Raw genomic sequence first — 23,982 nt, forward strand, 5'->3', positions numbered from 1 at the left:
GCGTGCCGAGGATCTCGCTCATCGCCAACCCCCGTTCCGGAAAGGGGCGCGGCGCCGCGGCCGCCGACGCCGCCGTGGCCGCCCTGCGCGCGTCGGGAGCAGAGGTACACGTCCATGCGGGCGCGTCCGCCGCGGACACCCGTGCGCTGATCGCGACGGCGCTGACGGAGCAACCGGATGCGATCGTGGTCGTCGGAGGCGATGGAACCGTCTCCGAGGTCCTGCCGGAGCTGGTCGAGGCGACGGTGCCGCTCGCTCTCGTGCCCGCGGGCACGGGCAACGACCTCGCACGCGCTCTGGCGCTGCCGCTGCACGATCCCACGCAGGCGGCGCTCCTCGCCCTGCACGGCCGTCCACGCCGGATCGACGTGGGCGAGATCGTGACGGGCGCCCGCACGGTTCCGTTCCTGACGGTCGCCGCGCTCGGCTTCGACGCGAAGGTCAGCGATCGCACCAATCGGCTCCGGTGGCCCCGCGGGGCCGCTCGCTACTACCTCGCGATCCTCGTCGAGCTGGCGCGGCTCGCGCCCACCCGATTCCGGCTGGCCTGCGACGGGGAGGCCCTGCACGATGCGCCGGGCACGCTGATCGCGGTCGGCAACACCACGAGCTACGGCGGCGGGATGCCGATCACCCCGACGTCGCTCCCGGACGACGGGCTGCTGGACGTGGTGCACGTCGCGCCGCTGCGTCGGCACACGCTGGTGCGCCTGTTCCCGCTGCTCCTCGCCGGTCGTCACCTCGAACGCCGGGAGGTCGCGCACCGTCGGGTGCGGCAGATCGAGGTCGAGGCAGCCGACCTCGTGGTCTACGCGGACGGCGAGCGCATCGCCGAACGAGGCTGCACGATCCGGGTGCGCCCGGGCGCGCTCACCATCCTGGTTCCGGAAGGGGACTGAGACGATGACGGACTTCGACGAGGATGTCGTGGTGATCGGATCCGGATTCGGCGGTTCCGTCGCGGCCCTCCGGCTGGCGGAGAAGGGGTACCGTGTGCGGGTCTACGAGGCCGGGCGCCGATTCGCGGACGAGGACTTCGCCAGGACGAACTGGAACGTGCGGCGCTACCTGTGGGCGCCCGCGTTCGGCTGCTTCGGCGTGCAGCGGATCCATCGGCTCCCGCACGTGATGATCCTTGCCGGGGCGGGCGTCGGCGGCGGATCGCTCAACTACGCCAACACGCTCTATCAGCCCGGAGCCGCCTTCTTCGAGGACCCGCAGTGGGCCGGCATCGCGCCCTGGCAGGACGAACTCGGCCCGCACTACGCGACGGCCAAGCGCATGCTGGGCGTGGTGGAGCACTATCCGCACACCGGGCCGGTGGAGCGCATCATGGCCGGTGCCGCCGAGGATCTCGGGGTCGCCGCTTCCTTCCGACGGGCACCCGTCGGCGTGTACTTCGGCAGACCCGGCGAGACCGTCGAGGATCCGTTCTTCGGCGGCGAGGGTCCCGCACGGAGCGGTTGCACGCTCTGCGGCAACTGCATGGTGGGCTGCCGCGTCGGCGCGAAGAACACCCTCGTGAAGAACTACCTCGCGCTCGCGGAGCGACGCGGCGTCGTCGTCGAGGCGCTCCGCACCGTCGTCGAGGTGCGCGAGCGCGCGGAGGGAGGATTCTCCGTCACGACCCGCCGCAGCGGCGCCTGGGGCCGAGGTCGCACGCGCACCGTCACCGCCGAGCAGGTGGTCTTCGCGGCGGGCACGTGGGGCACCCAGCAGCTGCTGCACCGGATGAAGGCCTCCGGCGCGCTGCCGCGGATCCCGGATGCGCTCGGCCGGCTCACCCGCACCAACTCGGAGGCGCTCGACGGGGCGGTCTCCACCGCCGTGCCGGCCGGCGCGGAGTACGCACGCGGCGTGGCGATCACCACCTCGTTCCACGTGGACGACCGAACGCATGTCGAGAACGTGCGCTACGGTCCCGGATCCAACCTCATGGGGGCCTTGGCGACCGTCCTGGTGCCCGGCGATCGTCCGCTGCTTCGACGGCTCGGCGCGCTGTGCGGCGCGGCGCTGAGACATCCGATCCGGCAGCTCCGGCTCGGGTCGCTGCGCCGCTGGAGCGAACGCGGGATCATCGCCCTCGTCATGCAGAACGCGGACAACTCCTTGACGCTGTCGCTGCGTCGGCGGTTCGGCAGGGACGTGCTCACCAGTGCCCAGGGCCACGGCGCGCCGAATCCCAGCCACCTTCCCGAGGCGCACCGTGCGGCGGAGGCGATCGCGAGACGCATGACCGCGGAGACGGGCGTGCCTGCCGATGCCCGCGGATCCTGGCCGGAGGTGTTCGGCATCCCGCTCACCGCCCACTTCCTCGGCGGAGCGGTGCTCTCCGACGCACCCGAACACGGCGTCGTCGATCCCTACCACCGGGTGTGGGGACATCCCGGACTCTCCGTCGTCGACGGCTCCGCGGTGCCGGCGAACCCCGGGGTCAACCCCTCACTCACGATCACCGCCCTCGCCGAGCGCGCACTCTCGTACTGGCCGCGCCGAGGCGAGCCCGATGCCCGGCCGGAGCAGGCCGCGTCCCGGGGTCGCTGAGCGCGCACCGCGGGAGCAGACGGCGTCCCGGGGTCGCTGAGCGCGCACGGCGGGAGCAGACGGCGTCCCGGGGTCGTTGAGCGAGCACGGCCGCAGGCCGAGCAAGACGAAACGCGGTTCCCTGCAGGCCAGGCCTGAGGGGAACCGCGTTTCGTCTCGGCCGCGCGACGCGCGTCCTCGTCAACGACCTCGAGGGTCAGGCGCTCGCGATGCCTCGGATCGCCGGAGTGTGGAACGTGGCGCCGAACATGCGCTCCGACGCACCCTCGCGATCGAGGTACGGCGAGGCGCCGCCGTCGATGAACGGCCAGCCCGCGCCGAGGATGAGGCACAGGTCGATGTCCTCGACCTCAGGCACCACGCCTTCGTCGAGCATGAGCTTGATCTCCTGCGCGAGCCCGTCCTGCACGCGGCGGAGGATCTCGGCGGCGGGCGTCGGGGTGGAGCCCGCGGCCTGCTTCACGAGCTTGTCCGCGGCCTTGGTGAAGCCGGTCACCCGGCCGCCCTTGTCCTTCTCGACGACCTCGGGCAGATCGGCGAGCGCGTGGAAGTTCTCGTTCGCGTAGAAGCGCTCCGGGAACGCGTGCACCATGGTGTCCTGCACGTGCGCGGCGACCTTCCAGCCGACCAGGTCGATGAGCTGGAACGGTCCCATCGGCAGCCCGAGCGGTCCGAAGGCCTTCTCGACGTCGGCGACGGGCGTGCCCTCGTAGACGGCGCGCGCGGCCTCGCCCATGACCTTGGCGAGAAGGCGGTTCACCACGAAGCCGGGGGCGTCGGCGGTGAGCACCGCGTTCTTGCCCAGGCCCTTCGCGACGACGAAGGCGGTCGACAGTGCGGCATCGGTGGTCGTCGGCGTCTTCACGATCTCGATCAGCGGCATGACCGCGACCGGGTTGAAGAAGTGGAAGCCGACCAGCCGCTCGGGATGAGCGAGCTGGGATCCGATCTCCTCGACCGAGAGCGAGGACGTGTTGGTCGCGAGGATGGCGTCCTCGGCGACGATCTTCTCGATCTCGCCGAACACCGCCTGCTTCACGCCGACCTCCTCGAACACGGCCTCGATCACGAAGTCGCAGTCGGCATAGAGGCTCTTGTCGGTCGTACCGGTGACGAGGGCGCGCAGCTTGTTTGCGGAGTCCGCGTCCAGGCGGCCCTTCGCCTCGAGCTTGCCGATCTCGTCGTGGATGTAGGCGACGCCCTTGTCGACGCGCGCCTGGTCGAGATCGGTGATGAGCACCGGCACCTGGAGCTTCCGCACGAACAGCAGCGCGAACTGGCTCGCCATGAGGCCGGCGCCGATGATGCCGACCTTGGTGACCTTCTTCGCGAGCGCCTTGTCGGGCGCGCCGACGGGGCGCTTGGCGCGCTTCTGCACGAGATCGAACGCGTACATCGACGCGGCGAACTGGTCGCCCGTGACGAGGTCGGCGAGGGCCTCGTCCTCCCGGGCGAACCCTTCCTCCCTGGTCCCGCTCTTCGCCTTGTCGAGCAGGTCGAGGGCCACGTAGGGAGACCGGGGCACGGTGCCGATCTTCGACTCCAGCATGCCGCGGGCCATCTTGATGGCGATCGGCCACTTGGTGAGACGCTCGATCTTGCCGGGCTCGTTCTTCCGCTCGACCTTCTTGCCGCCGAGCACCGCGTCCGCCCAGCGCAGTGAGTCCTCGAGGAAGTTCGCGGCGGGGAAGATCGCGTCCATCATGCCGAGCTCGAAGGCCTGCTGCGGCTTGAGCATGCGGTTCTGCTTGAGCGGGTTCGAGATGACGACCTCGAGCGCGTTCTCGATGCCGATGAGGTTCGGCAGCAGGGAGGCGCCGCCCCAGCCCGGGATGATCCCGAGGAACACCTCGGGCAGGGCGATGGCCGCCGCCGAGGCGTCGACCGTGCGGTAGGTGGAGTTGAGCGCGATCTCGACGCCGCCACCGAGGGCGAGGCCGTTCACGAACGCGAAGGACGGCACTCCGAGCGTGCTGAGGGAACCCAGCACCTTGTGGCCCAGCTGCGCGATGAGGCGCGCGTTGTCGCGGGATCCGACCCTGCTGATGTCGGAGAGGTCGGCACCGGCGGCGAGGATGTACTGCTTGCCGGTGATGCCCACCGCGTCGATCTCACCGGCGCCGGCCCGCGCGCGGAGCCCGGCGAGCGTCTCGCCGAGTTCGGTGAGCGTCGCGGGGCCGAGCGTGTTCGGACGGGTGTGGTCGCGGCCGTTGTCGAGGGTGATGAGGGCGAGCACCTTGCCGGAGGGCAGGCGCACGTCGCGCACGGGGGAGTGCGTGACGACCTCGCCCTCGGTGAGGTCCATGATGGGCGAGAAGTCGATGGCGTCGTAGTTCGTCATTCCTGCACTCACTTCCGCTTCTTGCCGTCGAAGTAGGGGTTCTCCCAGATGACCGAGCCGCCCTGGCCGAGCCCCACGCACATGGCGGTGAGGCCGTAGCGGACGTCGGGACGCTCCGCGAACTGCGCGGCGAGCTGGATCATCAGCCGCACACCGCTGGCGGCGAGCGGGTGGCCGAGCGCGATCGCGCCGCCCCAGGCGTTGACCCGGGGGTCGTCGTCGGCGATGCCGAAGTGGTCCAGCAGCGAGATGACCTGGATCGCGAACGCCTCGTTGAGCTCGAAGAGACCGATGTCGGAGATCGTGAGGCCGGCCTTCTTGAGGGCCTTCTCGGTGGACGGGATCGGACCGATGCCCATGATCTCCGGCTGCACGCCGGCGAACGCGAACGAGACCATGCGCATCTTCGGGGCGAGGCCGAGCTCCTTGACGGCGCCGCCTCCGGCGAGCAGCGACATGGTCGCGCCGTCGGTGAGTGGGGAGGAGGTACCGGCGGTCACGCGGCCGTGCGGACGGAACGGCGTCTTGAGGTTCGCCAGATCCTCCATCGTGGTCTGCGGGCGACGACCCTCGTCCTCGGTCGCGAGACCCCAGGCGCCGTCGGCTCCCTTGATCGCGACGGGCACGAGGTCCGGCTGGATCTTGCCGGCGTCGTACGCGGCCTGCACCTTGTGCTGGCTCAGCATGCCGAAGCGGTCGGAGCGCTCCTTGGTGAGGTGCGGGAAGCGGTCGAAGATGCGCTCCGCGGTCACGCCCATGTTCAGGGCGCCCGGGTCGACCATCTTCTCGGCGACGAACCGCGGGTTCGGGTCGGCGTTGCCGCCGATGGGGTGGTGCCCCATGTGCTCCACGCCGCCGGCGAGGGCGAGGTCGTACATGCCGACGCCGATCGATGCACCCATCGTGGTGACGCTGGTCATGGCGCCGGCGCACATGCGCTCGACGGCCAGGCCGGGCACCGTCTGCGGGAGCCCGGCGAGGATCGCGACCGAACGGCCGAGGGTGAGTCCCTGGTCGCCCGTCTGCGAGGTCGCCGCGATGGCGACGTCGTCGATCCGGTCCAGAGGGACGTTCGCGTTCCGCTCCATCAGGCCGATCGTGGCCTTGACGGCCAGGTCGTCCGCGCGGGTGTTCCAGTACATGCCCTTCTCGCCGGCGCGCCCGAAGGGGGTGCGCACTCCATCGACGAAGAAGACGTCCGAGATCTCGGCCACTCTGCCTCCACACATCCAGGTTCGAAGACCGCGCGAGCGCAGGGCCTCCAGATTTCAGGGTCGCACTCAGCCTAGGAGCGAGGGGGGATGCGCCGACGAATCGGTTGGGCTGAACCTACGAAGCGGGTCCGGACGCCTCGTCCGGCGTTTGCGCAGCTTCGACAAAAGCATCGGCGATCCGCTGTGCGGTTTCCTCAATCTGCCAGGCGCGCGCCTCGCGCGCGGCGAGGGCCCCGCCGATCGACGCCGCGTCGATCTCCGTCGGCGGCTCCCAGGCCACACGTCGCAGCGTGTCGGGGGTCAGGAGGTTCTCGGTCGGCATGCCGAGCTCCTCGGCGCGGGCCTCGACCGCCGCCCGTGCCGCCTTCAGCCGGGCGTCGGCCTCGGGGTTCCGGTCCGCCCACGCGCGGGGCGGGGGAGGCGCGTCGCTGGGCACGCGCTCACGGGGGAGATCGGTGCGCTCGCGTCCGCGCTCGATCGCCGCCCACCAGCGGTCGAGCTGGCTGCGGCTGGCGCGTCCCGTGAAGGCCGACACTGCGGCGAGCGCGCCCTTGTTCTGCGGATTGGCCTGCACGGCGGCGATGAGGGCCCGATCGGGCACGAGGCGGCCGGGGGAGACATCCGACTCGCGGGCGAACTCCTCGCGTGCCTCCCAGAGTTCGCGGGCGACGGCGAGATTCTTCGCTCCGCGGACCTGATGCAGTCCGCTCAGCCGACGCCAGGGCTCCTCACGCGGAGGCTTGGGCTGGCGGAGCCTGGTCGCCTCGAACTCCTCGGCGGCGAACGCGGTCTTTCCGGACTCCTCGAGCTCGGCGGCGATGAAGTCGCGGACGTCGATGAGGTGCAGCACGTCGAGCTCCGCGTACTCGAGCCAGGCATTCGGCAGCGGGCGGGTCGACCAGTCCGCCGCGGAGTGCTCCTTCGCCAGCACGATGCCGAGCGCTCGCTCGACGACTGCCGCGAGGCCGACGCGCTCGTAGCCGAGCAGGCGGGCGGCCAGTTCGGTGTCGAAGACGCGGGCCGGTGCGAGCCCGAGCTCGTGGAGGGAGGGGAGATCCTGGCTCGCCGCATGGAACACCCACTCCTCGGCGCCGATCGCCTCCTGCAGCGGCGCGAAAGACGAGATCCCGATCGGATCGAACAGGAACGCGCCGGCGTCCCGCCGGAACACCTGCACCAGATACGCCCGCTGCGAGTAGCGGAAGCCGGAGGCGCGCTCCACGTCCACGGCGGCGGGGCCCTGTCCTGCGGCGAGTTCCTGCGCGGCGGCGGCGAAGGCCTCGTCGTTGTCGATGACGACGTAGTCAGTCACGGATGGTTCTCCTGGCGCCGAACACGGCGATGTCCTCTGAGCCCGGCGGCAGTCCCGCCAGCATTCCGACCAGCTCCGCCCACGCTTCTGCGTGCGGGGCGAGCGGGCCCGTCGGCGACCACGACGCACGCAGTTCGATCTGAGCGCCATCGCCCTCCGCCGCCAGCCCGCCGAACCCCTTCGAGAGGGTCTTCGTCGAGGTGCCGGACGCGGAGTGGTGCGACGCGCCGCGGGAAGCCAGCGCATCGATCAGCCAGGACCACGCTACATCCGCGAGGAGCGGATCCGTGCCGATCTCCGGTTCCAGGGGCGCCTGGGCGAAGGCGACGATGCGCCACGGACCGCCCCAGGCATCCGGTTCGGAGGGATCGTGCAGGAGGACGAACCGTCCCGTCCCGTACAGCGAGTCGCCGTTCTCGTCGGGCCGCACGTCGGCCGCGAACGCCAGAGCGTCCGGGGCGAGACCGGAAGGCGCGGGGATCTCCCGCACCACGATGTCGGGCCGGAAACCGAGCGCTCGCAACTGCTCGGCGGCATGCGCGAAGACGCCGTCGGGTCCGGGATGAGCGCTCACGCGGACAGACTAGAGTCAGGAGGCGATGAAGAGTCTCAGGCACGCCGCGACGGTCGGCGCGATCGCATTCGCGGGGGTCGCGGCTCTCGGCGCCGCGATCGGCGGAGCCCTCGTGCTGCGGATCGCGCGAGAGGTCGTCACCCCGGCGCCGCGCAAGAACGACACCGACGTGCTCGCCGTCGACACCGGCGCGCAGACGATCGAGCTGGGGCGCACCCCCGACACCGAGCTGCCCGGCAGCTACGGCCTGTACGTGGAGGGAACCCCGGGCTACGTCAAGCTCGGCGCCGTGCTGCACGCGGACGCGCGCACAGTGCGACGCAAGCTTCTGACGCAGATCGCACCCGGAGCCGAGATCGGCCGGCGTGCGGCGTTCAGCGGCTACTACTACCTGGCGCCCGGGGAACTCCACGTGCCGTACGAGTCCGTGCTGATCGGAACGCCCGCCGGGCCCTGCCCGGCCTGGCTGTTCCCGGCGGAGTCGACGACCTGGGTGGTGCAGGTGCACGGGCGCGGCGCGACGCGTTCCGAGTGCCTGCGCGCCGTTCCGGTGCTGCACGCGGCCGGGCTGCCGGTGCTCGTGACGTCCTATCGCAACGACGGCGAGGGGCCGCGCACGCGCCCGGGTTCGTACGGTCTCGGGAGCACGGAGTGGCAGGACGTAGATCTCGCGATCGCCTACGCGCTGCGTCATGGGGCGGAGCGGATCCTGCTCATGGGGTGGTCGATGGGCGGCGCGATCGCGCTGCAGGCGCTCGTCTCCTCCGACCACGGCGGCGCGGTCGTCGGCATGATCCTGGATTCGCCCGTCGTGGACTGGCGGACCGTGCTGCGGTACCAGGCGCGGGCGATGCGACTGCCGGATCCGCTTCCGCAACTGGCGATGGACGCCCTCGGGCAGCCCTGGTCGGCACGTCTGAGCGGCGCGGACCAGGCGATCCCGTTCGACGCGCTCGACATGGTCGCGCGCTCTGCGGAGCTGGACGTCCCGATCCTGCTGCTGCACAGCGACGACGACGGGTTCGTGCCCGCGGACGCGTCGCACGCCCTCGCGGCGGCCCGTCCCGATCTGGTGACCATGCCGCCCTTTACCGGCGCCCGGCACACCAAGCTGTGGAACTACGACCAGAACCGGTGGACCGACGCGATCACCGACTGGCTCGGCGAGCACGGCTTCGCCGACTGACCGAATCCCTATCCGACCGCGAGACCGAACCTCCCTCGCGAGACCGTGGGAAGAAAGCGCGGTCTCGTGAGGGAGGTTCGGTCTCGCGGTCGGGCAGGGGCGGGGCGTCAGGAGGCGAGGCGCGTGCGCACCTGGCGCTTGGCCCGCATGAGCATTCCGCTCATCCCCGAGATCCGCAGCGGGGAGACGACCCTGGTGAGACCGATGGACTGCGGGAAGTCGTCGGGGATCGCGAGCACCGCCTCGGGGCTCAGTCCGGCCATGCCCTGCGCGAGGATGCTGGCGAAGCCCCGGGTCGTCGGCGCCTCCGCCGGCGCGGTGGCGTGCATCGTGACGGCCCCGTCGGCCACCTCGACGTAGATGTAGACGGGCGACTGGCACTCCGCGACGCGCTCGGTCATCTCGGGGTGCGCGGCGACCTCGTCCGACACCGGCGGGAGCTCGTTCGAGAACTCCAGCAGCAGCTGCAGTCGATCCGATTCGGGCAGCTCCAGGAACTCGTCCCTGATCTCGGCCAGGGAGTCGGGGAGGGCGGAGGCGGGGGTGTCAGTCATCCCCGCCATCCTCCCACGCTCAGATCGAGCCGGGCTCCTCGCCGGTGACGATCGGCACGCGCACCGCGCTGCCCCATTCGGTCCAGGATCCGTCGTAGTTGCGCACGTTCTCGAAGCCGAGCAGGTGCTTCAGCACGAACCAGGTGTGAGCGGAGCGCTCACCGATGCGGCAGTACGCCACGACGTCGTCCCCGGCCTCGAGACCCGCGCCGTCGAGGTAGATCGCCTCCAGCTCGGCGCGGGGCTTGAAGCCCCCGTCCTCGGCGATGGCCCTGGCCCACGGCACGTTCTGCGCAGTGGGGATGTGCCCGGCGCGCAGCGCGCCCTCCTCCGGGTAGGCCGGCGCGGACGTGCGCGAGCCGTTGTACTCCTCGGGGGAGCGCACGTCGATGAGCGGGTTGCCGAGGTGGGCGAGCACGTCCTCTTTGTAGGCGCGCAGCGCCGTGTCGTCGCGCTCGACGACGGGATACTCAGTGGCCTCCCGGGCAGGGAGCTCGGTGGTGATCTCGCGGCCCTCGGAGATCCAGCGGTCGCGACCGCCGTCGAGCAGGCGCACGTCCTCGTGTCCGAAGAGCGAGAACACCCACAGCGCGTAGGCGGCCCACCAGTTGTTCTTGTCGCCGTAGATGACGACGGTGTCGTCGCGGGAGATGCCCTTGCGGCTGAGCAGCTCGGCGAACCCGGCGCCGTCGACGTAGTCGCGCACGACCGGGTCGTTCAGCTCGGTGTGCCAGTCGACCTTCACCGCACCGGGGATGTGCCCGGTCTCGTACAGCAGCACGTCCTCGTCGGATTCGACGACGACGAGGCCCGGCTCGCCGAGGCGGGCGGCCAGCCATTCGGTGCTGACGAGGCGGCCGGGCTCGGCGTAGTCGGCGAACGTTGCGGAGGTGGTGTCGAACTCGACGGTCACAAGGTGCTCCCTCGGAGACGGTGGTACAGGGCGGCAGGGTCCGTGAGCGGTGCCTCGCACGCGATGACGCGCGGTGAAACCGGTGACGGCGACGGCGTAGGGTTGATCCGTCACCTCGACACTAGAACCCCGTGCGCCCCTGCGCATCCGCAGGGTAAGACTTCGACACAGGATCCGCATGACCGATCAGGCCGCCCCCTCCGGCGTCGTCCACCTCATCGACCGCCAGCCGCAGATGACCGGCACCGAACTGCTGACGGGGCTCGTGCCTCCTCCGCAGTTCGACGGCGCGACGTTCGACAGCTACCGGTCGGATCCCGCCTTCCCCTCCCAGGAGGAGGCGAAGCAGCAGCTCATGGCGTTCGCCACGGGGGCGCAGCCGATCAAGCGCGGAGGTCTGTTCCGCCGCGCGCCCAAGGTTCCGGAGTCCAAGCCGGGGGTCTATCTCGACGGCGGCTTCGGCGTCGGCAAGACCCACCTCCTCGCCTCGATCTACCACGCGATGCCCGCGCGGAGGAAGTACTTCGGATCCTTCATCGAGTACACCGCGCTCGTCGGCGCGCTCGGCTACCGCAATACGGTCGACCTGCTGCGCGGATCCGATCTGCTCTGCATCGACGAGTTCGAGCTCGACGATCCGGGCGACACGATGGTGATGACGCGCCTTCTCGGCGAGCTCGTCGGCGGAGGCACCAAGCTCGCCGCCACCTCGAACACCCCGCCGAACGCGCTGGGCGAGGGGCGCTTCGCGGCGCAGGACTTCCTCCGCGAGATCCACGCGATGTCGGACAGCTTCGAGACGATCCGCATCGACGGCGTCGACTTCCGTCAGCGCGCGCTGGACGGTCATGCCCTCGCTCTGAGCGCCGACGAGTACGCCGCGCAGCTCGGCGCCCTGAGCGCCGGACACCGCGTCTCGGACGACGCGTTCGACGACATCGTCAAGCACCTCGCCCAGGTGCACCCGTCGCGCTACATCCGCCTCATCGCCGGTGTCGAGGCGCTGGGGATCCGCGATGTGCGTCAGCTCACCGATCAGTCGGAGGCGCTGCGGTTCGTCGCGTTCGTCGATCGTGCGTACGACGCGCAGATCCCGATCCTCGCGACCGGTCGTCCGCTGGACGAGGTCTTCAGCGAGGAGATGCTCGGCGGGGGATACCGCAAGAAGTACCTGCGGGCCATCTCGCGCCTGAACGCGCTCTCGCACGCGGAGCGCCCCGCCACGGTCTGACGCGGTGGTCTCGGAGCGCGCGAGAGCGGCCGCCGAGCCTGCCGAAGAGCCACGAAACACGTTGTTCACACGGGAGCGCCTCCTGTAACACTGCCGCAACATGCGCCGTGTCCGCGCGAAACACGACGTCGCCACACTGAAACGCACACGGCGATCAAGTGGAGGCGCAGCGCATGGAAGCAACAGGGAACATCTCCTGGGGAGTCACGGCGACGGCGCTCGTGCTGCTCATGACCCCGGGAGTCGCGTTCTTCTACGGCGGTCTGGTCAAGGCCAAGAGCGTCATCAGCATGATGATGATGAGCTTCGGCGCGATCGGGCTCGTCGCGGTGCTGTGGATCCTCTACGGGTCGTCCATGGCGAGCGTCTCCTCGCCCACCCAGTTCGCGGGCGACCCGTTCGCCGACTTCGGGCTCGCGTCGCTCGCGAGCGGCAAGGGATCCAACATCGCGCTGCTGACCGTCGGGTACGGCGCGACCTTCGCGATCATCACCGTCGCGCTCATCTCCGGTGCGATCGCCGACCGCGCCAAGTTCGGGCCGTGGCTCATCTTCGTGGGGGTGTTCGCCACCGTCGGCTACTTCCCGATCGCCGCATGGGTGTGGGGCGGCGGATGGATCATGCACCTCGGTGCGATGCTGTTCGGCAAGGACAGCGGCATCGAGTTCATCGACTACGCCGGCGGCACCGCCGTGCACATCAACGCGGGCGCGGCCGCGTTCGCCCTCGCCCTCGTGCTGGGCAAGCGGATCGGGTTCCAGAAGGGCATCCAGAAGCCGCACAACGTCCCGCTCACCCTCCTCGGCGCCGCCCTGCTGTGGTTCGGCTGGTTCGGTTTCAACGCCGGTGCGCAGTGGACCACGAAGGGGATGGACGGGGTCGGGCTCATCACGATCAACACCTTCGGCGCTGCTGCGGCCGGCATCCTCGGCTGGATCCTCATCGAGCGGATCCGCGGCGGCAAGGCCACGTCCGTCGGAGCGGCGAGCGGTGCGGTCGCCGGACTCGTCGCCATCACTCCGGCGTGTGCGAACCTGACGCCGGGTTGGGCCCTGCTGCTCGGCGCGCTGACCGGCGCGGTGTGCGCCCTGGCCGTCGAGCTCAAGTTCCACCTCGGGTTCGACGACTCGCTCGACGTGGTCGGGCTGCACCTGGTGGGCGGCTTCATCGGCACCATCTACCTCGGCTTCTTCGCCACCGGCCAGGGCCTGTTCACCGGCGGCGACCTCCGCCTGCTCGTGGTGCAGGTGCTGGCGTCGGGCGGCGTGCTCGTCTACTCCTTCGTCGTGGCGCTGGTGATCGGCCTCGTCATCGACAAGACCATCGGCTTCCGTGTCACCAGCGAGGACGAGATCGCCGGCGTCGACCTCGTGGTGCACGGCGAGGAGGGCTACGCGCTCACCTCGTGAGGCCCGCGGGGATGCGGGAACGCGCGGATAGGGTGTCATTGTGACCACCAATGGCAACGGCATCCTGTCCGCGCTCGTCGGCGCCGTCGCCGCGATCCTCCGCTCGCTCGGCGGCGGCTCGCGCCAGGCCCGGGCATCCGCCTCCCCGGCGGGGACGGCCGCGGGAGCACCGGCCGTCGTACCGGGTCAGGGCGGCCTGACCGAGACCATCGAACTGGATCCGAGGTCGGTGCGGAACCTGCGGGTCGCCTACGCGCCGCGCCGGGACGGCGCGCCGGACGCCGGCGAGATCGTCTGGACCTGGGTGCCCTACGCCGAGCGCGACGGTCGCGGCAAGGACCGGCCCGTGCTGGTCATCGCGACGCAGTCGGCGGAGCGCGTGTACGCGGTGAAGCTCACGAGCAAGTCGCACGACGGCGACCGCGACTTCCTCTCCCTCGGATCCGGTCCCTGGGACGGTCAGGGACGCGAGAGCTGGGTGGACGTCGACCAGCTGTACAGCGTGCACGTCTCCGGCGTGCGCCGGGAGGCGGCGGCTCTGGACCGCCGCCGGTTCGAGAGCGTCGCGGGCGTCCTGGAGCGCCGGTTCGGATGGACCTCCGCCTGAGCGGTCCTCGCCGGAACGGGTCCGTTCCGCGTCGGGGCCGCCGTAGGCTGGGCTCGTGGCGAAGAGCATCCTCATCACGTCCATCGAAGGCCATTCCGGCAAGTCGCTGATCGCGCTGGGGGTGATCGACGCGCTGAGCAGGGCGACGGCGCGCGTCGGCGTCTTCCGCCCCGTGACGCGGGCGAGCGACGGCACCGACGACGTGCTCGAGATGCTCCTCTCGCGCAGCGGGATCGGACTGCCGGCCGCGGACTGCATCGGCGTCGGCTACGACGAGCTGCACGCGGATCCGGATGCCGCGCTCGGCCGCATCCTCGAGCGCTTCCACGCCGTCGAAGCGCGCAGCGATGCCGTGGTGATCCTCGGCAGCGACTACACGGACGTCGCCGGTCCCGCAGAGCTCGGGCTCAACGCCCGCATCGCGGCGAACCTGGGCGCGACCGTGCTGCTGGTGCTCGGCGGGCGGGACACCGCGGGCCACGGCGAGCGCCTCGGGGCGACCTCGGCGCGCACCGCCGCGCAGCTCGGCCAGCTGGCGCGGCTCGGCATCGCCGAACTCGCGCAGGAGCGGGCGGTGCTGTCGGCGATCGTCGTCAATCGCGCCGATCCCGATCACGGCGAGGACATCCGTGCCGCCGTCTCCGCGGTCCTCGAGGAACGGACGGAAGACGGTGCCGACGGTGTGCCGGTGTGGGTCATCCCGGAGGACCCGCCGCTCGTGGCGCCGTCCGTGCGCGGCGTGCTGCAGGCGCTCGGCGGCCGGCTGGCGCGGGGCGACGAAGGGCTCCTGGACCGCGAGGTGCTGGACGTCGTCATCGCCGGCATGTCGATGGTGAACGTTCTCCCGCGGCTGATCGAATCCTCGGTCGTCGTGATCCCCGCCGACCGTGAGGAGGTGCTCCTGGCCACGCTGCTCGCGCAGGCCGCCGGTACCTTCCCGTCGATCGCCGCGATCGTGCTCAACGGGCCCTTCGTGCTCCCGGAGCCGATCGAACGGCTGCTCGACGGCCTCGGCCCCCGGGTGCCGATCATCGCGACCGATCTCGGGACCTACGAGACGACCGTGCGCGTGATGAACGCGCCGGGCCGCCTCTCCGTCGACGCGCCGCACCGGGTCGGACGGGCGCTGGCGCTCTTCGAGCAGCACGTCGACGTGCCCGCGCTCATCGCGCTGCTCGGCGTCGCGCGGTCCGACGTCGTGACGCCGCTGATGTTCCAGTACGAGCTGTTCGACCGGGCGCGCACCCAGCGCCGGACGATCGTCCTTCCCGAGGGAGGGGACGACCGCGTGCTGCGCGCCGCGGGCGCGGTGCTCAGCGGCGGCATCGCCGATCTCGTGATCCTCGGCGACGAAGCGGCCGTGCGCTCGCGCGCCCGCGAGCTCGGCGTCGACCTCGATGCGGCGCGCATCGTGTCGCCGACGGATCCCGAACTGGTGCCGCGCTTCGCCGCCGAGTACGCCCGGCTCAGGGCGCACAAGGGGGTGACGCTCGCCCAGGCCGCGGACACGGTCACCGACGTGTCGTACTTCGGCACGCTCATGGTCCATCTCGGGCTGGCCGATGGCATGGTCTCGGGAGCCGCGCACACGACCGCGCACACGATCCGGCCGGCGTTCGAGATCATCAAGACGCGCCCCGGTGTCTCGGTGGTGTCCTCGGTGTTCCTCATGGCGCTCGCCGATCGGGTGCTCGTCTACGGCGACTGCGCGGTGATCCCGGATCCCACGAGCGAGCAGCTCGCCGACATCGCGATCTCGTCGGCGGCCACGGCGACGGCCTTCGGCATCGAGCCGCGGGTGGCGATGCTGTCGTACTCGACCGGCGACTCCGGATCCGGGGCCGAGGTGGAGAAGGTGCGCGCGGCGACGCAGCTCGTGCGCGAACGCGCGCCGGAGCTCCCGGTCGAGGGGCCGATCCAGTACGACGCGGCCGCGGACGCCGCCGTGGCGCGGGCGAAGCTGCCGGGATCGTCGGTGGCGGGGCGAGCGACCGTGTTCGTGTTCCCCGACCTCAACACGGGCAACAACACCTACAAGGCGGTGCAGCGCTCGGCCGGCGCCGTCGCCATGGGACCGGTGCTGCAGGGGCTGAACAAGCCCATCAACGACCTGTCCCGCGGAGCGCTGGTGGAGGACATCGTCAACACGATCGCGATCACGGCGATCCAGGCCCAGGAGGTGCCCGCATGAGCGTCGTGCTCGTGATCAACAGCGGATCCTCGTCGTTCAAGTACCAGCTCGTCGACACGGCCACCGGAGCGGCGCTCGCGTCGGGGCTGGTCGAGCGGATCGGGCAGGACGAGGGCCGGGCCGTGCACGTCGACGCCGCGGGGACGGAGACGGAGCGGATCCTGCCGATCCCCGACCACACCGCCGGCTTCCACGTGATGCTGGACGCCTTCGGCGCGCACGGTCCGTCGCTGGACGAGTTCCCGCCCGCGGCGGTGGGGCATCGGGTGGTGCACGGCGGTGCGCGCTTCTTCGAGCCGACGGTGATCACGCCGCAGGTCGAGGCCGACATCGACGAGCTCGCGGCTCTCGCGCCGCTGCACAACCCCGGCGCGCTGCAGGGGATCAGGGCCGCAGAACGCGCGTTCCCGGCGGTGCCGCACGTCGCCGTCTTCGACACGGCGTTCCACCAGACGCTCCCGCCCGCCGCCTACACCTACGCGATCGACCGCGATCTGGCGGAGTCGTACCGCATTCGGCGATACGGGTTCCACGGCACGTCGCACAAGTTCGTCTCCGAGGCGGCCGCAGCGTTCGTCGGCGGCGAGCGGGAGGGCCTGCGACAACTCGTGTTCCATCTCGGCAACGGGGCCTCCGTGACCGCCGTGCTCGGCGGCCGGTCGGTGGAGACGTCGATGGGGATGACGCCGCTGGAAGGGCTCGTCATGGGAACACGGTCGGGCGACATCGACCCCGCGGTGCTGTTCACGCTCGCACGGCGCGCAGGCCTCACGGTGGCGGAGCTGGACGAGCTGCTGAACACCCGGAGCGGACTGAAGGGCCTTTCCGGCGTCTCCGACATGCGCGACGTGCTCGCCCGGGCCGCGGCGGGGGATGAGGCGGCGACGCTCGCCTTCGACGTGTACATCCACCGGCTGCGCGGCTACGCGGGGGCCTACATCGCCCAGCTCGGCGGCGTGGACGTCATCTCGTTCACCGCGGGAGTCGGCGAGAACAACGCCCTGGTGCGTCGTGAGGCGATGGCGACCCTGGGGTTCGCGGGAGTCGAGATCGATCCGCTGCGGAATGAGACTCCGGGGCGGGGGATCCGGGTGATCTCGACCGACTCCTCGCCGGTGACGGTCCTCGTCGTGCCGACCAACGAGGAACTCGAGATCGCGCGGCAGACCGCCCGGATCCTGGAGTGAGCGCGACGCTGCGCGCGGTCACGCGAACAGCGCGTCGAGATCGTCCAAGCGCACCCGCGGGTCCTGGGACGCCGGTGAGGCGCCGGGAGCGGTGACCCTGGTGTCCACGACGGCGAGGCACGCGAGCGCCTCACTCGTCAGGAACCGGCTCGGCTTGGCCAGGACGTGCCGGGCCGCGAATGCCGTGGGGTGCGTGGGCAGGGTGGCCGGCGCGTAGATGCTCAGCGTGTCGCGGGCTCGCGTGAGGCCGACGTAGAACAGGCGCCGCTCCTCTTCGAGCCCCGCCCTCGAGGTCAGCGCCATATCGGAGGGCATGGCGCCGTCGGTCGCTCTCAGCAGATGCACCGCGGACCATTCGAGCCCTTTCGCCGAGTGGATCGTCGACAGCGTCACCCAGTCCTCGTCGAGGTGCGGCGTGGAGGCCCAGTCGCCCGCCAGGGTCACGGGGTCGATGGCCTGGTCGCCCACGAACGCCCGGAGATCCCGCTGCCTGGCCGCGGCCTCGGCCACCGCGGCCACGTCGGCCGCGCGGCGCTGCCAATCGGGGTAGTGCTGGGCCAGCAGCGTCGTGGCCGCGTCGACGCACGCCTCCACCAGCTCGGGCACGGGGGATCCCGCGTCGACGACGCCGAGCAGGGAGAGGGTGGTTGCGAGCCCGACGCGCGCCGTGGCCGGCGCCGCGGCGATCGCCTCCGGGCCGCCGGCGATGCCCTGATCGGCGAGGACGCCGGCGAGGCGGCGCTCGCCCACCTTGCCGAGTCCGCGATGCCGGGTGAGCAGGCGGTACCAGGCGATCTCGTCGGCGGGGTTCAGCACCACGCGGAACGCGGCGAGCAGGTCCCGCACATGCGCGGTCTCCAGATAGCCGATCCCGCCGAACTTCGCGAAGGGGATGCCGCGGACTTTCAGTTCGACTTCGAGCAGTGCGCTGTGCGAGCCGGCGCGCATCAGCACCGCCTGCTCCCGCAGGGGCAGACCGTCCGCGTGGGCCGCGAGGATCCGCTCCGCCACGGTGCGCGCCTCGTCGTCGGCGTTCTCGCAGCGGACGAGCTCGGGCCGCGGCGCCGTGCCCGGACGGTGCGCCACCAGGCGGATCGGGAAGTCCTGGGGGCGTGCGGCGTTCGCCAGGTCGAGGATGGGCTGGGTGGAGCGGAAGTTCCGCTCGAGGCGGATGACCTGGGCCTGGGGGTGCCGGTCGAGAACGCCCTGGAGCTGCCCGGCCCCGGCGCCGCGGAAGCCGTAGATCGCCTGCGCGTCGTCGCCGACCACGGTCAGACCGCGCCCCTGGGGGCAGAGCTCCTGGACGATCTCGGCCTGCACGCGGTTGACGTCCTGGTACTCGTCGACCAGGACCCAGTCCCAGCGCGCGCGGAGCCGTGCACCGACGTCGGGATCGCGCAGCAGCGAGCGCCACGCGACGAGGAGGTCGTCGAGGTCGAGCAGGCCCCGGGCCCGCTTGCGCTGCGTGTACGCACGCAGCAGCGCCATGATCTCGTCGGCGTGATCGAGCGCCCAGGGGAACTGCTCCTGGATGATCTCGCGCCCGGGTCGCTCCAGGCTGACGGCCCTGGATCCGATGTCGGAGATCGCCCTGCTCGTCGGCATGCGGCGGTCCGTGCCGTCGAGGCCGTGCTCGCTGCGCAGGAGGTCGACGAGGTCGACGATGTCGTCCGGAGCCAGGACCGTGACGTCGGCCAGTCCGAGATGATGCGCGTTCTCGGCGACGATGCGATGCGCGACCGCGTGGAAGGTCCCTCCGGCGATCCGCTGGGCGAGCGCGGTGTCGCCCACCATCGCGGCAGCGCGGGAGGTCATCGCCGCCGCGGCCCGGCGGGTGAAGGTCAGCAGCAGGATCCGCTCCGGCGCGGCGCCCGCATCGATGAGCCGGGCGACGCGGCTGGTCAGGACCCGGGTCTTGCCCGTGCCCGCGCCGGTCGCGACGACGAGCGGCTCTTCGCCGTGCTCGACCGCGCGGCGTTGCATCTCGTCCAGGTCATCGACCAGCTCTGCAGTGCTCACGGTGATGACGGTATCCGCGGGCTCGGACATCCCCGGATCGCCCTCGGCCGGTGTCTGCGCCACGCCCGGCGGACGGCGTGGTCGGAGTGCCGCCGCCGGATCGGGTATGCTCTTTACCTGTGCCTCAGGGCACGAAAACCCGCAAGGGCGATTGGCGCAGTTGGTAGCGCGCTTCCTTCACACGGAAGAGGTCGTCGGTTCGAGTCCGGCATCGCCCACCATCATCTCCTCCTCCCTCCGGAGCCTCTTGGGGTAACCTCTCCGTTGCAGGACAGCCGGTCTCGGCGTTCCTGCCGGTTCGGGAGGATGTCACATGCAGGGTGCCACCGGCGGCGATCGAGCAGTGCTCGACGGCGAGACCTACACGGTGACCCGGAGCATCTCCATCGCCGCGTCCGTCGAGAAGGTATGGCGCGCGATCACGGATCCGGAGCATCTCTCGCGCTGGTTCGGCCGCACCGTCCTGTGCGGCGCGGGGGTCGGCGCGGTGGGGACGATGACCTTCGAGGGGCACGGGGCCGTCCCGATCCGCGTGGAGGCCGTGGACGCGCCGCGCTCGGTGACCTACCGCTGGAACAACGACGACGCCCTCGGCATCCTGCCCCCGGACCTCGACGAGTCGAGCTCGACGGTCTTCACGTTCACCCTCGAAGCCCAGGAATCGGGCACGAGGCTCACCGTCGTGGAGACCGGCTTCGAGCGCACCTCCGCCCCGGAGGCGAATCTCGAGAGCCACCGACGCGGCTGGGACCTCGAGATCGACAAGCTCGTCGCCCTGCTGAGGGAGGGTGGACGATGACGGCCTCGCTGGTGCCCGTGTTCGCCGCGCTCGGCGACGAGACGCGGTGGAGGATCCTCGCCACGCTGGGGGAGGGGGATGCCTCCGCCTCCGCTCTGGCCGCGCGCTTCCCGGTGTCCCGGCAGGCGATCGCGAAGCACCTGTCGGTGCTCGCTGACGTCGGCCTGGTCGAACCCGTGCGCGTCGGTCGCGAGGTGCGCTATCGCGTCGTCGGGTCCGAACTCAGCGCCGCAGCGCGCCGGCTCGACGCGATCGGCCGGGAGTGGGAGGGCCGGCTCGCGGTGATCAAGGAGATCGCCGAGCGGCTCTGATCCGGATTCCCATCTTAGTGCAACCTGAGGGTTGCGTCAGAGTGCTCCCAGTGCAATCCTGAAGTTGCAGACGCAGACGAAGGAGAGCGCATCATGCTGCTGGAGAACAAGGTCGCGGTCATCCATGGCGGCGGCGGGTCGATCGGAGCGGCCGCCGCCCGGGTCTTCGCGCGGGAGGGGGCGCGGCTGTTCCTCGCGGGGCGCTCGCTGCCGCGGCTCGAGGCGGCGGCCTCCAGGGCGCGATCGGAAGGCGGCGAGGTGTCGGTCGCCGTCGTCGACGCCTCCGACCCGGTCGCCGTCGAGCGGCACGCGGACGAGATCGCCGAGAGCGCGGGGCGCATCGACGTCGCACTGAACGCGGTGGGGTTCGACCATGTGCAGGGGAGGGGCCTCACGGAGACATCCCTCGACGACTATCTGCATCCGGTCGTCGGCTATCTGCGGACGAACTTCCTCACGGCGAAGGCCGCGGCGCGCCACATGGTCGCGCAGCGCGCCGGTGTGATCCTGACGATCTCGACGCCCGGCGCACGGCTCTCCGGACGCGGGCTGATCGGCAACGCCGCGCAGTCCGCCGGACTGGAGGGCTTCTCACGCGCCCTCGCCGGCGAGCTCGGGCCCGACGGCGTCCGGGTGGTCTGCGTGCGACCGCACGCGATCTCGGACGCGCTCACGACCTCGTACACCCGGGCGATGTTCGGACGGATCGCCGACGCGTCGGGCCTCGGCATGGACGAATGGATCCGGGGACTCACCGGGTCCACGGCACTGGGGCGCCTTCCGGTGCTCGACGAGGTGGCAGAGTATCTCGCCTTCGCCGCGTCCGACCGTGCGGGGTCGATGACCGGCGCGATCGCCAATCTCACCGCCGGGGCGCTCGTCGACTGACGGGCGCCCCGGGGAGAGGCGGCTCAGGCGTCGGTCTTGCGCTGCCACAGGCCGAACCGGTTGCCCGCCGGGTCGGTCAGATGAGCGAAGAGGATGGCCCCGTTGTCCACCAGAGGCAGAACCGTCCCCGCGCCGTGGGAGAGCGCGGACGCGATGCTCGTCTCGATGTCGGCGACCTCGACGTAGAACACCGCCCAGGTGCCCGACCCGATGCCGCTCGTGTCCCAGAGCCCGCCGCCGGTGTCGTTCACCATGCTGTAGCCCGCGGGTCCCGCGGGTCCGAAGCTCCAGCCGAACACCTCGCCATAGAAGGCACGCGCCGCCTCGGGGTCGGGCGTGCCGATCTCGAAGTAGTTCACCGTGTTCATGGTCTCGTTCATCCCCATCGTCCTCTCGATCTGCGGCGCCGGTCGTTCCCGGCGCCCGCAGATCAAGGCTGGAACCTGCCACAGTGGCAGAGTCAAGCCCGCCGTCCGACGGAGGCGCGTCGGGGTCGAGTCACGCGATCGGGATGTTGACCTCGGTCACCCACTGGTCCGGGTCGTCGGTCCGCCCGGGGCCGACGACGTACAAGTTGAACACGGGGCCGATCTGGGTGCGGCCGTGCTGCGCGACCCACTCGCCGAGCGCCTCCGTCGCCCGCCCGATCGACTCGAACCCGCCCCGGTGCGTCGTCCAGGCGACCCGGCGGGACGGGAGATCGACGATCTCGAAGCCGTGCCGCGGCGTGAACGGGCCGCGGTAGTCGCGCCAGATGGCCATCTCCACGTCGTCGTCGCGGTACTCGGCGTCGAAGTACGTCGCACCGATCAGGTCTCCGAACATGCTCGGATCCACCTCCGCGGGGGAGGCGAGCAGGTCGCGCAGGTCGGACCAGAGCTCGCCCTCCGCCGGGTAGCACGCCACCGTCCGATGCAGAGCGAGCACGCGGGCCGCGGAGAACGTCCGCTCGCCGACGACCGGCTCCGCGCCGTCGATCCCGGCGATCAGGGAGCGGGTGAGACGCCGCTGAGCGGCCAGCTGCTCCACGGCCTCGTCGAGTCCGACGACATGCGCTTCCAGGCGTTCGTGAAGGGTCTCCGGCGACTCCTGGAACAGCGGCAGCAGCTCCGCGATCAGCGGGATCCCGCAGCCTGCATCGCGGAGCGACCGGATCCGCCCCGCCGTGCGCAGCTGCTCGGGCGCATATCGGCGGTACCCGGTGAACGGGTCGACTTCGGCGGGGGCGAGGAGTCCGCGCTCGTCGTAGTGGCGCAGCATCCGCACGCTGATCCGCGAGTACCGGGAGAAGTCTCCGATGCTCAGCAGGGCGCCGCCGATGCGTGCCGGCGAGGTCGGAACGGCGAGGGGACCGACGGGTCGTGCCTCTTCGTCACGCTGCTCGTCACGGGTCATGCCCGGCATTCTGCCATTCGGTCCTCGCGTCGCCCAGCGGTGTCCGGGCCGTGCCCGTGGACACGCCCGAGAACGAGGCCCGGTTTGGCGAAGCGTGGATCCTCGGCTAATGTATTTCAAGTGCCCGGGACACCGGGAAAACACAAAACGCGGATGTAGCGCAGTTGGTAGCGCACAACCTTGCCAAGGTTGGGGTCGCGAGTTCGAGTCTCGTCATCCGCTCCAGTGCAGGAGCCCCTTCGGGGGCTTCCGCATGTGGGTTCGAATCCACATGGTGGCGTGGCCGAGAGGCTAGGCACCGGCCTGCAAAGCCGTTTACACGGGTTCGAATCCCGTCGCCACCTCGCTCTTCTCAACTGAATAGCCTGAACAGGCGCGATTGGCGCAGCGGTAGCGCGCTTCCCTGACACGGAAGAGGTCACTGGTTCGATCCCAGTATCGCGCACACACTAAATGCCAGATGAGGCCCGGATTTCCGGGCCTTTTCTGTTCCCGTTACCGCGCCGCTACCAGTTGATTCCAGTTTCCAATGGACCGCTAGGCTCCCAGGCATGAACGATTGGTGGGCGTGGCTCGCAAAGTTGCTCGCGCCATACACAGACCTCATCAGTGCAGGGGCGACCGCGGTGTCTGCTGTCTTCGCAGTGGTCACGGCGATCATCGCAATCGTTGCCATCAGCGCGACAGCGAGGGACAGCAAGGAGCGAACGCGTCCCGTGGTCATTGCGCTGTTCCGTCAGTCACAGAACAGCGACACCGCCTTCGAGCTTGTGATCAGGAACTATGGTGCGTCGGCGGCCAGAGACCTACGAGTGACGTTCGACCCGCCCCTCGACGCCGAAAGTCGTCTGGAGAAGAACACCGGGATGCTCGCGACGCGATACGACAGCTCGGTCCCATGGCTTCCGCCAGGTAGCGAGCTGACCAACACGTGGTGGAGTGGTGTCAACAACGGCGGGCCCGAGCTGGTCAACAAGCTAAAGACGCCTGACAAGGTCGTCGTGTCGGTCTCGTACAAGGGCAATCGTCTGCGGCGTTTCGGCGAGAACTTCTCGCTCGCTGCGTCCGACATTGCACTCACGACGTACAACGAGTCCAGCACCTCCTTCCCCGGGAGAATGGCCTCTATCGCTGCTTCCTTGAGTGGGATCCAGAAGACTCTCAAGGAGTTGCGAACGAGCCTTGGTCGTACGGAATGAGACTGTGGGACCTACGCTGCGTGCTACTTCTGAGGCACGAGACACGGCCTGGGGCGCCAAAGATCTAGGACACGGCACAGCATTGAGCACAGTCCATGACTCGTCTTG

Annotated in this window: 21 protein-coding genes and 4 tRNA genes; 16 read left to right on the plus strand and 9 right to left on the minus strand. The window is 70.5% G+C overall.

Annotation, left to right across the window (positions count from 1 at the left end; all coding sequences use genetic code 11):
• Positions 1-2 precede the first annotated feature (2 nt).
• Together WFJ01_RS03860 and WFJ01_RS03865 are read left to right on the plus strand one after the other, a co-directional pair.
• The gene (locus WFJ01_RS03860) at positions 3-899 is read left to right on the plus strand and encodes a diacylglycerol/lipid kinase family protein (RefSeq protein ID WP_336628264.1); all 897 of its coding nucleotides are present in this window, start codon (positions 3-5) and stop codon (positions 897-899) included.
• 4 nt (positions 900-903) lie between these two features.
• Positions 904-2,544 (plus strand): GMC family oxidoreductase, encoded by a 1,641-nt coding sequence (locus WFJ01_RS03865; RefSeq protein WP_336628265.1) that lies wholly within the window; start codon positions 904-906, stop codon positions 2,542-2,544.
• Between the two features lie 196 nt (positions 2,545-2,740).
• Here the strand turns inward: WFJ01_RS03865 and WFJ01_RS03870 are convergent, their stop codons facing one another.
• From WFJ01_RS03870 to WFJ01_RS03885, 4 genes are all read right to left on the minus strand, one after another.
• The gene (locus WFJ01_RS03870) at positions 2,741-4,885 is read right to left on the minus strand and encodes a 3-hydroxyacyl-CoA dehydrogenase NAD-binding domain-containing protein (protein WP_336628266.1); all 2,145 of its coding nucleotides are present in this window, start codon (positions 4,883-4,885) and stop codon (positions 2,741-2,743) included.
• 8 nt (positions 4,886-4,893) lie between these two features.
• A complete protein-coding gene (locus WFJ01_RS03875; protein ID WP_292880246.1) occupies positions 4,894-6,099 on the minus strand; it encodes a thiolase family protein in 1,206 nt (401 codons plus the stop codon).
• Positions 6,100-6,214: 115 nt separating this feature from the next.
• On the minus strand, positions 6,215-7,411 hold the full coding sequence (locus WFJ01_RS03880; protein ID WP_251439590.1) for an HRDC domain-containing protein: 1,197 nt from the start codon (positions 7,409-7,411) through the stop codon (positions 6,215-6,217).
• On the minus strand, positions 7,404-7,985 hold the full coding sequence (locus WFJ01_RS03885; protein WP_251439592.1) for a DUF3000 domain-containing protein: 582 nt from the start codon (positions 7,983-7,985) through the stop codon (positions 7,404-7,406). Before WFJ01_RS03885 ends, WFJ01_RS03880 begins: the two co-directional genes overlap by 8 nt.
• A 25-nt stretch (positions 7,986-8,010) precedes the next feature.
• Between WFJ01_RS03885 and WFJ01_RS03890 the strand changes: the two genes are divergently transcribed.
• Positions 8,011-9,171, plus strand: coding sequence for an alpha/beta hydrolase family protein (locus tag WFJ01_RS03890; RefSeq protein WP_336628267.1), 1,161 nt, complete (start codon positions 8,011-8,013; stop codon positions 9,169-9,171).
• Positions 9,172-9,278: 107 nt separating this feature from the next.
• On the opposite strand, the gene WFJ01_RS03895 is transcribed toward WFJ01_RS03890, so the two are convergent.
• Both WFJ01_RS03895 and WFJ01_RS03900 read right to left on the minus strand, forming a co-directional pair.
• Positions 9,279-9,725, minus strand: a complete 447-nt coding sequence (locus WFJ01_RS03895; protein WP_336628268.1) for a SufE family protein — start codon at positions 9,723-9,725, stop codon at positions 9,279-9,281.
• 19 nt (positions 9,726-9,744) lie between these two features.
• Entirely contained in the window at positions 9,745-10,638 is an 894-nt protein-coding gene (locus WFJ01_RS03900) for a sulfurtransferase (protein WP_336628269.1), read from the minus strand.
• Positions 10,639-10,816: 178 nt separating this feature from the next.
• Between WFJ01_RS03900 and zapE the strand changes: the two genes are divergently transcribed.
• The 5 genes from zapE (at position 10,817) to WFJ01_RS03925 (ending at position 17,263) form a co-directional block, all read left to right on the plus strand.
• Positions 10,817-11,869, plus strand: coding sequence for a cell division protein ZapE (zapE, locus tag WFJ01_RS03905; protein ID WP_251439601.1), 1,053 nt, complete (start codon positions 10,817-10,819; stop codon positions 11,867-11,869).
• 173 nt (positions 11,870-12,042) lie between these two features.
• Positions 12,043-13,278, plus strand: a complete 1,236-nt coding sequence (locus WFJ01_RS03910; RefSeq protein ID WP_292880228.1) for an ammonium transporter — start codon at positions 12,043-12,045, stop codon at positions 13,276-13,278.
• 40 nt (positions 13,279-13,318) lie between these two features.
• Positions 13,319-13,885, plus strand: a complete 567-nt coding sequence (locus tag WFJ01_RS03915; protein WP_336628270.1) for a type II toxin-antitoxin system PemK/MazF family toxin — start codon at positions 13,319-13,321, stop codon at positions 13,883-13,885.
• A gap of 55 nt (positions 13,886-13,940) precedes the next feature.
• Complete coding sequence (pta, locus tag WFJ01_RS03920; protein ID WP_336628271.1) at positions 13,941-16,076, plus strand: phosphate acetyltransferase; 2,136 nt, start codon at positions 13,941-13,943, stop codon at positions 16,074-16,076.
• On the plus strand, positions 16,073-17,263 hold the full coding sequence (locus WFJ01_RS03925) for an acetate/propionate family kinase (RefSeq protein WP_336628272.1): 1,191 nt from the start codon (positions 16,073-16,075) through the stop codon (positions 17,261-17,263). The genes pta and WFJ01_RS03925 overlap by 4 nt, the downstream gene beginning before the upstream one ends.
• Before the next feature lie 18 nt (positions 17,264-17,281).
• Here the strand turns inward: WFJ01_RS03925 and WFJ01_RS03930 are convergent, their stop codons facing one another.
• Positions 17,282-19,282: an ATP-dependent helicase gene (locus WFJ01_RS03930; protein WP_336628273.1), complete on the minus strand. Its 2,001-nt coding sequence runs from the start codon at positions 19,280-19,282 to the stop codon at positions 17,282-17,284.
• 145 nt (positions 19,283-19,427) lie between these two features.
• Here WFJ01_RS03930 and WFJ01_RS03935 point away from each other — a divergent pair.
• From WFJ01_RS03935 to WFJ01_RS03950, 4 genes are all read left to right on the plus strand, one after another.
• Positions 19,428-19,503, plus strand: a tRNA-Val gene (locus tag WFJ01_RS03935).
• A gap of 92 nt (positions 19,504-19,595) precedes the next feature.
• Positions 19,596-20,081 carry an SRPBCC domain-containing protein gene (locus WFJ01_RS03940; RefSeq protein ID WP_336628274.1) on the plus strand — a complete coding sequence of 162 codons (486 nt, stop codon included), beginning with the start codon at positions 19,596-19,598 and terminating at the stop codon, positions 20,079-20,081.
• Complete coding sequence (locus WFJ01_RS03945; RefSeq protein WP_336628275.1) at positions 20,078-20,392, plus strand: ArsR/SmtB family transcription factor; 315 nt, start codon at positions 20,078-20,080, stop codon at positions 20,390-20,392. The genes WFJ01_RS03940 and WFJ01_RS03945 overlap by 4 nt, the downstream gene beginning before the upstream one ends.
• 93 nt (positions 20,393-20,485) lie before the next feature.
• Positions 20,486-21,280, plus strand: coding sequence for an SDR family NAD(P)-dependent oxidoreductase (locus WFJ01_RS03950; protein ID WP_336628276.1), 795 nt, complete (start codon positions 20,486-20,488; stop codon positions 21,278-21,280).
• A gap of 23 nt (positions 21,281-21,303) precedes the next feature.
• Here the strand turns inward: WFJ01_RS03950 and WFJ01_RS03955 are convergent, their stop codons facing one another.
• Positions 21,304-21,660, minus strand: a complete 357-nt coding sequence (locus WFJ01_RS03955; RefSeq protein WP_336628277.1) for a VOC family protein — start codon at positions 21,658-21,660, stop codon at positions 21,304-21,306.
• A 118-nt stretch (positions 21,661-21,778) separates the two neighbouring features.
• On the minus strand, positions 21,779-22,675 hold the full coding sequence (locus WFJ01_RS03960) for a MerR family transcriptional regulator (RefSeq protein WP_336628278.1): 897 nt from the start codon (positions 22,673-22,675) through the stop codon (positions 21,779-21,781).
• 149 nt (positions 22,676-22,824) lie between these two features.
• Between WFJ01_RS03960 and WFJ01_RS03965 the strand changes: the two genes are divergently transcribed.
• From WFJ01_RS03965 to WFJ01_RS03980, 4 genes are all read left to right on the plus strand, one after another.
• Positions 22,825-22,900 (plus strand) — tRNA-Gly (locus tag WFJ01_RS03965).
• 48 nt (positions 22,901-22,948) lie between these two features.
• A tRNA-Cys gene (locus tag WFJ01_RS03970) sits at positions 22,949-23,019 on the plus strand.
• 29 nt (positions 23,020-23,048) lie between these two features.
• Positions 23,049-23,120 (plus strand) — tRNA-Val (locus WFJ01_RS03975).
• Between the two features lie 106 nt (positions 23,121-23,226).
• Positions 23,227-23,874 carry a hypothetical protein gene (locus WFJ01_RS03980; protein ID WP_336628279.1) on the plus strand — a complete coding sequence of 216 codons (648 nt, stop codon included), beginning with the start codon at positions 23,227-23,229 and terminating at the stop codon, positions 23,872-23,874.
• The last annotated feature ends 108 nt before the right edge of the window (positions 23,875-23,982 follow it).

This window comes from Microbacterium sp. MMO-35 (assembly GCF_037147555.1).
Taxonomy (GTDB): Bacteria; Actinomycetota; Actinomycetes; order Actinomycetales; family Microbacteriaceae; genus Microbacterium.

Bases quoted from the DNA above. Each gene is read 5' to 3' on its own strand.
- WFJ01_RS03945 (WP_336628275.1), top strand. From the start codon at position 20,078: ATGACGGCCTCGCTGGTGCCCGTGTTCGCCGCGCTCGGCGACGAGACG.
- WFJ01_RS03910 (WP_292880228.1), top strand. From the start codon at position 12,043: ATGGAAGCAACAGGGAACATCTCCTGGGGAGTCACGGCGACGGCGCTC.
- WFJ01_RS03955 (WP_336628277.1), bottom strand. From the start codon at position 21,660: ATGAACGAGACCATGAACACGGTGAACTACTTCGAGATCGGCACGCCC.
- WFJ01_RS03925 (WP_336628272.1), top strand. From the start codon at position 16,073: ATGAGCGTCGTGCTCGTGATCAACAGCGGATCCTCGTCGTTCAAGTAC.
- WFJ01_RS03870 (WP_336628266.1), bottom strand. From the start codon at position 4,885: ATGACGAACTACGACGCCATCGACTTCTCGCCCATCATGGACCTCACC.
- WFJ01_RS03895 (WP_336628268.1), bottom strand. From the start codon at position 9,725: ATGACTGACACCCCCGCCTCCGCCCTCCCCGACTCCCTGGCCGAGATC.
- WFJ01_RS03940 (WP_336628274.1), top strand. From the start codon at position 19,596: ATGCAGGGTGCCACCGGCGGCGATCGAGCAGTGCTCGACGGCGAGACC.
- WFJ01_RS03960 (WP_336628278.1), bottom strand. From the start codon at position 22,675: ATGACCCGTGACGAGCAGCGTGACGAAGAGGCACGACCCGTCGGTCCC.
- WFJ01_RS03980 (WP_336628279.1), top strand. From the start codon at position 23,227: ATGAACGATTGGTGGGCGTGGCTCGCAAAGTTGCTCGCGCCATACACA.
- zapE (WP_251439601.1), top strand. From the start codon at position 10,817: ATGACCGATCAGGCCGCCCCCTCCGGCGTCGTCCACCTCATCGACCGC.
- WFJ01_RS03865 (WP_336628265.1), top strand. From the start codon at position 904: ATGACGGACTTCGACGAGGATGTCGTGGTGATCGGATCCGGATTCGGC.
- WFJ01_RS03950 (WP_336628276.1), top strand. From the start codon at position 20,486: ATGCTGCTGGAGAACAAGGTCGCGGTCATCCATGGCGGCGGCGGGTCG.
- WFJ01_RS03890 (WP_336628267.1), top strand. From the start codon at position 8,011: ATGAAGAGTCTCAGGCACGCCGCGACGGTCGGCGCGATCGCATTCGCG.